6 protein-coding genes are annotated in these 9,317 nt (G+C 38.5%); all 6 read left to right on the top strand.

Annotation, left to right across the window (positions count from 1 at the left end):
- Positions 1–293: 293 nt before the first annotated feature.
- The 6 genes from EJF25_RS17890 (at position 294) to EJF25_RS17865 (ending at position 9,294) form a co-directional block, all read left to right on the top strand.
- Positions 294–1,226 carry a BT_3987 domain-containing protein gene (locus EJF25_RS17890; protein ID WP_125042204.1) on the top strand — a complete coding sequence of 311 codons (933 nt, stop codon included), beginning with the start codon at positions 294–296 and terminating at the stop codon, positions 1,224–1,226.
- A 73-nt stretch (positions 1,227–1,299) separates the two neighbouring features.
- Positions 1,300–2,118, top strand: coding sequence for an endonuclease/exonuclease/phosphatase family protein (locus EJF25_RS17885; protein ID WP_125042203.1), 819 nt, complete (start codon positions 1,300–1,302; stop codon positions 2,116–2,118).
- 33 nt (positions 2,119–2,151) lie between these two features.
- Positions 2,152–4,362 (top strand): alpha-galactosidase, encoded by a 2,211-nt coding sequence (locus EJF25_RS17880; RefSeq protein ID WP_125042202.1) that lies wholly within the window; start codon positions 2,152–2,154, stop codon positions 4,360–4,362.
- A gap of 314 nt (positions 4,363–4,676) precedes the next feature.
- On the top strand, positions 4,677–7,322 hold the full coding sequence (locus tag EJF25_RS17875) for a DNA gyrase/topoisomerase IV subunit A (RefSeq protein ID WP_125042201.1): 2,646 nt from the start codon (positions 4,677–4,679) through the stop codon (positions 7,320–7,322).
- 51 nt (positions 7,323–7,373) lie between these two features.
- Positions 7,374–8,249, top strand: a complete 876-nt coding sequence (locus EJF25_RS17870) for a DUF3316 domain-containing protein (RefSeq protein WP_125042200.1) — start codon at positions 7,374–7,376, stop codon at positions 8,247–8,249.
- A 22-nt stretch (positions 8,250–8,271) separates the two neighbouring features.
- Positions 8,272–9,294, top strand: a complete 1,023-nt coding sequence (locus tag EJF25_RS17865) for a S41 family peptidase (protein WP_125042199.1) — start codon at positions 8,272–8,274, stop codon at positions 9,292–9,294.
- Positions 9,295–9,317 lie beyond the last annotated feature (23 nt).

Below are 9,317 nucleotides of genomic sequence, written 5' to 3'. Positions count from 1 at the left end.
CCAGATGATAATGTGGAGTCAAATTGCTCCATGATTGAAAATAATCCCCCAAAGGAGTGAGTCTCTCAGATTTAATTTGTATCTTCGCCATGTCTATCGTCGGATTCTCTTGTTTTTTTTGCAACACTAAGATAAGTGAAAATTCTGACATGGCAAAATCCTGAGCAACTTTTGTTGCTCAGGTACTTAAAAGTTTAATTTATAATAGTGTTGCGGAATTAAGGTTAAAAACAAAATATGCATATGAAAAATAACAACTATATTTTATTGCAATAGGTCTGATATCCTTTCTCATGACTAGTTGTGGAAAAGCGATAGATGAATATTTCGGGGTAGATAACCCGGAAAGCTTTTCTAAAATTTATTCGGCACAAGCGGTAGATGATTCGATCAAACATGTTTTCTCTTTTAATATACCTACTGATACGACTATCTATATTTATGCAAACTATGGCGGGCTCGGATCTCCTACTAAAGACATAAAAGTTAAATTCAAGGTCGCTTCTGAACTAGTTACAACATATAATGATAATCATGATACCCATTTCCCTGAATTATTAAAAAATAGCTATAGCATTGAAAATAACGAAGTGATAATTCCCAAAGGAAAACTACGTTCGACTCCTTTAAAAATCAGATTGAATACAGGAATGTTTGATGGTATCGGTAACTTCATTTTGCCAATGCATATCGAATCTGTAAGTGACAATATCAGTATTAACGATGAATTACGTACGGCTTATTTATTAATCAGTGGTAAATATCCTTCTAATCCATTCAAGTTGTATGACCGTACAGATTGGAGTATAGCAGGTTGTTCTTCGGAAGAGACATATAATAATGAAGGACTGGCTTCTTTTGTCCTCGACAATCAGAGTAAAACATACTGGTGCACTTTCTGGAAGTATTCTAAACCAGGTCCACCACATTGGATTGCCATTGACATGAAGCAGGAAAAGGAATTGCATGGCGTACTTATCAGAGGTCGCGCAGATGGTTCTAATCCAGATATTGCGAAAAGTACGGGCAATCCAATGGAGGTAACGATCTTGATAAGTCAGAATGGCGAAACATGGACGGAAGCCGATTCTTTCCAATTAACTAATGACTTGGAAAATACACTTTATCTGAGTCATAGTAGAAAGGTTCGCTTTTTCAAAGTCTTCGTCACCGCTAATCATGGAGGAATGTACCAAACTAACATTGCAGAAATAAGTGCTTTCTAAATTATTAGACTTATATACCGGGATAAAATCCCGGTATATAAGTCTATATCGTATAAAACCAAACTTATATTTTATGAAATATCTCTTGAATCTCATTTGCCTTCTGATGATGGCTTGTTCTAATGGAAACGATGACAACGAGAATGACAAATCTGTTATTCCTCCGCAAGGTTTCACTGTCACTATTATGTCTTATAATATATATGGTGCCAGAGCCACAGATCCGTCTAATACAGCTGACTTAAATGCCCTTGCTGCTGTTATCAACCAACAAAGCCCTGACTTTGTATTATTGCAGGAAGTGGATGTATATACCAACCGTACAGGAAAAGACGTTCACCAAGCAAAAGATTTAGCCCAACTCACTCATATGAACTGGCATTTCACAAAAGCCATTGATCGTGACGGAGGTGCTTACGGAGACGCTGTCCTTTCAAAATATGAAATCATAGAAAAGAAAAATTATCATATGTCAGTCGCTCCCACCCTGACAGGAGAGAATAGATCGGTATGTATGATCAAAGTGAAAGTAAAAGACATAGATCTATATGTTGCTTCCACTCATCTGGATCATCTGGCAAGCGAAGACAGTCGGATTTTTCAGGCTGAACAATTAAAAGATATTGTGAAAGGAATAGATGGGAGATTGGTTGTCGGAGGAGATTTTAACGCAACGCCGGAGTCCAAAACAATATCTATTGTGAAACAATTTTTAAATACCGGATACAAATCAGAGAAGTTGTATACCTGGTCTGTAGATAATCCAAATAAGATGATCGATTATGTCATGTACAAACCACTTGACGGATTCATCCAACGAAATTATATGGTAGTAAAAAACACAAAAGCTTCAGACCATATGCCGGTAATATCTGTTCTGGAATTCAAATAATTAAATTATTCACTAAAAAACTATTAGCATATTATGAACCGACTAACAGTTATCTCCATCAGCCTTATATGTATATTTACTTTTCAGGCTATTAAAGCACAGAACAATCGTCCTGTTCTCATAGAGATGCATACTAACAATGTCTCTATGATTATGAGTACAGATGTAAACAATAATCTACTCTTCCAATATTTTGGTGCACGAATTAACAACGCCTCTCCTTTCCTTAATAAAAACACTTACCGTCGAAATGATTATGGAACAGATAATTTCGTTTATCCCACTGCCGGAGGACGCAATTTCAGAGAACCGGCTTTAGCAGTCAGTTATCCGGACGGGGATTTGAACACAGAATTAACGTATATCAGCCACACACAAGAAACAAGCTCTGATGGTAAAATCTGTAAGACACAAATTGTTTTGGAGGATCAGAAGCAATCTCTCTATGTACATCTAACTATCAAAGCTCATCGTAACGAGGATGTATTTATTGAATCAGCTTCGATTGAGAATAAAAATAAAAAAGCAATCACTTTACACAATTTTTATTCCTCCTATTTACCTATTCGGGCACAAAAGTATTACTTAAATTCTTTTCATGGAGCCTGGGCACAAGAAATGACTTTGGAACAAGAATTACTAATGCATGGCATTAAATCCATAGAGAGCAAAAAAGGAGTTCGAACGACCCATACCGAAAACCCGTCTTTTATGATAGCACTAAATACACCATTGGAAGAGAATATTGGAGAAGTGATAGCCGGAGCACTTGCCTGGAGCGGAAATTACAGAATTAATTTTCAGATCGACGAGTTTGATATCCTGGGAATTACAGCAGGCATGAATCCTTTTGAATCAGAATATAAACTCAAACCAAATGAAGTTCTCAAAACACCGGAAATGATCTATACATATAGTAATGCAGGTGCAGGACAAGCAACACGCAATCTACATGATTGGGCACGCAATTACGGTATATACGACGCTCAAACCATCCGACCTACCCTACTTAACAGTTGGGAAGGTGCATACTTTAAATTCGACGAGCAAGTTTTGAAAAAAATGATGGATGATGCTGCTGAAATAGGATTAGAGATGTTTGTTCTGGACGATGGTTGGTTCGGCAATGAATATCCGAGAGACAATGATAAAACCGGGTTAGGCGATTGGCAAGTAAATGAGAAGAAGCTCCCGAACGGGATTAAAGATTTAGCAGATTATGCAATTCAAAAAGGATTGAAGTTTGGAATATGGATCGAGCCGGAAATGGTAAATCCGACAAGTAATTTGGCCAAACAACATCCTGACTGGATTGTAAAAGCTAAGGACAGACCTGTTACTACTATGAGAAGCCAATGGATGCTTGATCTTACTAATCCCAAAGTACAAGACTTTGTCTATGGAGTTTTCGACAATGTTATGCAAATGTCACCTAATATCAGCTATATCAAATGGGATGCCAACCGCCATATCGAATCTGTAGGTTCTACTTATTTATCGGCCAATGAACAATCGCATTTCTGGATTAATTATACCAAAGGATTATACAGCGTATATGAAAGAATCCGGGCTAAATATCCGAATGTAATCATTCAAGCCTGTTCTTCCGGAGGAGGAAGAGTTGATTATGGAGCTCTGAAATACCATCAAGAAGTATGGACGAGTGATAATACAGATGCACTTAGCCGTATTTTTATCCAATACGGAACTAACATGATTTATCCGGCATTGGCAACAGGTGCCCATGTATCCGCCAGTCCCAATCATCAAACCGGTAATCAAACTCCCATCAAATTTAGATTTGATCTGGCTATGAGCGGACGTCTTGGAATGGAACTTCAACCTCAACAATTAACTCCACAAGAAAAGAAGTTTGCACAAATAGCTATCAGAAATTACAAAGAAATCCGACCACTCCTAATGTTCGGAGATTTATATCGTATCCAGTCTCCATACAGTGATAAAGGATTTTACTCTTTAATGTATAGCAGTAAGGACAAAAAGCAGGCTGTACTTTATGCTTTTTGTATTAAATATCAGGGAAGAACACATTTACCTTTACTGAAACTTTACGGATTAGATCCGCAAAAGAAATACAAAATAAAAGAAATCAATACAAACAAGTCTTGTTTTTGGGGTAACAATCAAATCTTTAGCGGAGAATATCTTATAAATGAAGGAATTAACCCGAAATTGCAGAAGTGTTTTGATAGTGCTATTTTCCTGTTAGAAGAAGCACAATAGCTAATGTTTACATGATCCTCAGACTATGTCAAAAGATAAAAAGATAAACTTCTGGCATAGTCTTTTTCGCACTATCAGGTTCTATGCATCATATCGTAACAGAAAAACAAGTGAAGTTTCAAAAAAGATGATACAGAACAACATTTGATACAGAACTTCTTTAATGCCTATTAAGATACTGCTACAGTTGCACCAATTCTTCTTCGTTATCAGCTTTTAACACAATGAATCTCTTCCTTTCTTCATTAGATTCTCTTTTATTTTTTGTATTTTTGCGAGCGTATGCGTTAAAATGAAGTATATACAGCAAATTTATGAGTGACGAAATTAACGAGATAACAGAAGGACATTCAGACTATAAGCCGGCTGACGGACGGGACGAAAACGTAAAACATCAACTCACAGGTATGTACCAGAACTGGTTTCTGGACTATGCTTCGTATGTGATTCTGGAACGTGCAGTACCTCATATTAATGATGGTTTAAAACCTGTGCAGCGTCGTATTCTGCATTCAATGAAACGTCTGGACGACGGACGGTATAACAAAGTAGCCAACATAGTGGGACACACCATGCAGTTTCACCCCCATGGTGACGCTTCAATTGGAGACGCCTTGGTACAATTAGGACAAAAAGACCTACTAATTGACTGTCAGGGTAACTGGGGTAATATTCTCACTGGTGATGGTGCAGCAGCCCCTCGTTATATCGAAGCGCGTCTTTCTAAATTTGCACTCGACGTTGTTTTCAATCCCAAAACCACGGAATGGAAACTGTCTTATGATGGACGAAACAAAGAACCGGTCACACTTCCTGTCAAATTCCCATTATTGCTGGCTCAAGGCGTAGAAGGTATTGCCGTTGGACTTTCGTCAAAGATATTACCACACAACTTCAACGAGCTTTGCGACGCTTCTATCAGCTATTTACGTAATGAACCTTTCCAAATCTATCCCGATTTTCAAACAGGTGGTTCAATAGACGTAGCCAAATATAATGATGGCGAACGAGGCGGTGTCGTGAAAATACGTTCCAAAATCAATAAAATTGATAATAAAACTTTAGCTATCACAGAAATTCCTTATGGCAGGACAACTTCTTCTGTGATCGATTCTATTCTGAAAGCAGTCGATAAAGGGAAAATCAAAATTCGTAAAGTCGATGACAATACGGCTGCCAATGTAGAAATCCTAGTTCACCTGGCTCCCGGAACTTCTTCAGATAAAACTATCGATGCTTTATATGCCTTTACCGATTGCGAAGTAAGCATTTCACCTAACTGCTGTGTGATTGACGACAGTAAACCACACTTCCTCACAGTTAGTAAAGTGTTGAAAAAATCAGCAGACAACACATTGAACTTGCTGAAACTGGAATTAGAAATCAAGAAGAACGAAATATTGGAAACCCTCCATTTCGCTTCTCTCGAAAAGATATTTATTGAAGAACGGATTTATAAAGACAAAGAGTTCGAACAATCTAAAGATATGGATGCTGCTTGTAAGCATATTGACGAACGACTGACTCCTTTCTATCCAAAGTTTATCCGTGAAGTGACGAAAGATGATATTCTCAAACTGATGGAAATCAAAATGGGACGTATCTTGAAATTCAACTCGGATAAAGCCGACGAACTGATTGCCAAAATGAAAGAGGAGATCGCTGCGATAGACCATCATCTGGCAAATATCATAGAATATACTATTGATTGGTATCAGATGCTAAAAGAGAAATACGGCAAAAACTTTCCACGTCATACAGAACTTCGCAACTTCGACACTATCGAAGCGGCTAAGGTTGTGGAAGCTAACGAAAAGCTCTATATTAACCGCGAAGAGGGATTTATTGGTACTTCTTTAAAGAAAGACGAATTCGTTGCTTGTTGTTCGGATATCGATGATGTGATTGTATTCTTCCGTGATGGAAAATATATTGTAACCCCGGTAGCAGACAAGAAGTTTGTGGGTAAAAATGTGCTTTATGTCAATGTCTTTAAGAAGAACGACAAACGCACCATTTACAACGTGGCCTATCGGGACGGCAAAGAAGGGACCACTTATGTTAAACGTTTCGCTGTTACTTCTGTGGTACGCGATCGTGAGTATGACGTCACTCAAGGTACACCGGACTCACGTATCACTTATTTCAGTGCTAACCCGAACGGAGAAGCGGAAATTATAAAAGTAACTCTAAAACCGAATCCACGTGTACGCCGTATTATTTTCGAACATGACTTTAGTGAAACAGGAATTAAAGGGCGTCAGGCGCGAGGCGTTATCCTAACCCGTCTTCCAATCCATAAGATAACACTGAAACAGAAGGGGGGATCTACTTTGGGAGGACGAAAAGTTTGGTTTGACCGCGACATACTCCGTCTCAACTATGATGGCAGAGGTGAGTATTTGGGAGAATTCCAAAGTGATGATACGATTCTGGTTGTATTAAACAATGGCGAATTTTATACTACTAACTTTGACCTAAGCAACCACTACGAAGACAATGTGAGCATTGTTGAGAAATTTGATCGCAATAAAGTATGGACTGCGGCACTATATGATGCCGACCAGCAGAATTATCCTTATCTGAAACGTTTCTGTTTTGAAGGTACTAACCGTAAACAGAATTATCTGGGAGATAACAAGAACAACCGTCTTATCCTGCTTACGGACGAATATTACCCAAGATTGGAAGTAATCTTCGGTGGACACGACAGTTTCCGTGACCCGATGGTTATAGATGCCGAAGAATTTATTGCAGTGAAAGGTTTCAAGGCAAAAGGAAAACGAATTTCAACGTATGGTATCGAAACGATCAATGAACTCGATCCGCTTCGTTTCCCCGAACCGTTGCAGGAAGAGCAGGAGGAGACGGAAGAAGAAGTGGAAAATTTAGATCCGGACAGCGATAAAAGTGAAGGAGACATCATTGACGAGATTACAGGGCAGATGAAATTATTTTAGAATCTCCCTTCCATCCCTTTTTTTTGGGAAATGGAATAAAGATAGAACAGAATGATAAAATTCAGAAAAAGTATTATAGTATTAATCACATTGATGGTCCATGTTCTCCCTAGCTTAGGACAGAATAATGAAGGTTCCGGAGAAGGTTTTTCCGATCCTACCCGCTATGTGACACGTTCTACAATGTATGGCGTTGGTTTCACTAATGTGTTCGATACCTATCTTTCGCCTCAGGAATACAAAGGAATTGATTTTCGCATTTCCCGTGAGACAATGCGAATGACAAAACTATTCGATGGAAATGTCTCTGTACAAAATTTCTTTCAGGCTGATTTAGGATACACTCACAATCGTGCGGACAATAATAATGCTTTTTCCGGATTAGTGAATTGGAATTATGGACTTCATTACCAGTTCCGGTTAACGGATAACTTCAAACTATTGGCAGGTGGGTTATTTGATCTTAACGGTGGATTTGTTTATAACCTCCGCAATGGTAATAATCCGGCTTCTGCACGTGCATATGTTAACCTGGATGCTTCAGGTATGGCTATTTGGCATTTGAAAATTAAACGTTATCCGATAGTATTGCGTTATCAAGTCAATTTGCCAGTCATCGGTCTGATGTTCTCACCGCACTACGGCCAATCATATTATGAAATTTTCTCATTGGGAAATGCAAGTGGTGTGGTACGTTTTACTTCTATTCATAATCAGCCATCTCTTCGCCAGATGCTTTCTGCCGATTTACCCATAGGAGATACCAAAATACGTTTTAGCTATTTAGCTGATTTGCAACAGTCTAATGTAAATAAAATTAAGACACATACTTACTCTCATGTGTTTATGGTAGGATTTGTCAAGAATCTGTTTCGTGTTTCTAACAAACAGGCTACATTCCTGCCACCTGCTGTACAAGCTTACTAAAACTGAAATGAAGGAAATTAGAATGAAAAATAAAATTATATATATATTCCGGTTACTCTGCTGCATCCCTTTGCTGTCCGGATGTATTGGAGAAGATAATTATGCGGATGATCCCGTAGGTAATTTTGAACAACTGTGGAAAATCATCGACCAACAATACTGTTTTCTAGAAGAGAAAGGAATTGATTGGGACGCAGTACATCAAGAATACCGGAAATATATTGTGCCGGAAATGACTAATGAGGATTTATTCGACAAACTAAGCGAAATGCTGTTCATCCTGAAAGATGGACATGTAAACCTCTCCTCTGCCAGCCGAACTTCCTATTATGATGCGTGGTATGAAGGATTTCCCTGGAATTACCGGGAGGATATTCTTTATCAGACTTACCTAGGCAGTGCAAGTTCAGGATATCGTACCTCCGCTGGAATGAAGTATAAAATATTCGATAACAACATCGGTTATATCCGATACGAAAGTTTCAGTTCCGGAGTAGGAAATGGTAACTTGGATGAAATCCTCGTTTATCTATCTACTTGCAATGGGCTAATTATCGATGTACGTGATAATGGAGGGGGAAACCTAACTTATTCCGAACGTATCGCCGCACGCTTTACTAATGAAAAAGTATTGACCGGATTTATCCAACATAAAACCGGACCGGGACATTCAGACTTCTCAGTTCCTGAGCCAGTCTATCTGGAACCGTCCAACAGTATCCGTTGGCAAAAGAAAGTAGTTATCTTAACTAATCGCCGTTGTTACAGTGCAACAAATGACTTTGTAAACGCAATGCGCAGTATCGGAAATGATAATATTATCCAATTAGGAGATCAGACAGGAGGCGGTTCCGGACTTCCTTTCACTTCCGAACTACCGAATGGTTGGAGTATTCGCTTCTCTGCCAGCCCACATTTTGATAAAAACATGAAACCGCTGGAGAATGGTATTTTACCGGATATCCCCGTTGATATGACTGAGGAAGACCAACTTAAAGGCAAAGATACACTGATTGAAAAAGCATTTGAAATTTTAAGCGAGTAACTTTATTGCTTAATTATTTGTCA

It is taken from the genome of Bacteroides faecalis, from assembly GCF_003865075.1.
GTDB lineage: Bacteria > Bacteroidota > Bacteroidia > Bacteroidales > Bacteroidaceae > Bacteroides > Bacteroides faecalis.
This window is presented reverse-complemented; position numbering and strand designations above follow the sequence as displayed.

What these genes read in the sequence shown, in the direction of transcription:
- EJF25_RS17890 (WP_125042204.1), top strand. Translation starts at nt 294, where the DNA reads ATGACTAGTTGTGGAAAAGCGATAGATGAATATTTCGGGGTAGATAAC.
- EJF25_RS17885 (WP_125042203.1), top strand. Translation starts at nt 1,300, where the DNA reads ATGAAATATCTCTTGAATCTCATTTGCCTTCTGATGATGGCTTGTTCT.
- EJF25_RS17880 (WP_125042202.1), top strand. Translation starts at nt 2,152, where the DNA reads ATGAACCGACTAACAGTTATCTCCATCAGCCTTATATGTATATTTACT.
- EJF25_RS17875 (WP_125042201.1), top strand. Translation starts at nt 4,677, where the DNA reads ATGAGTGACGAAATTAACGAGATAACAGAAGGACATTCAGACTATAAG.
- EJF25_RS17870 (WP_125042200.1), top strand. Translation starts at nt 7,374, where the DNA reads ATGATAAAATTCAGAAAAAGTATTATAGTATTAATCACATTGATGGTC.
- EJF25_RS17865 (WP_125042199.1), top strand. Translation starts at nt 8,272, where the DNA reads ATGAAAAATAAAATTATATATATATTCCGGTTACTCTGCTGCATCCCT.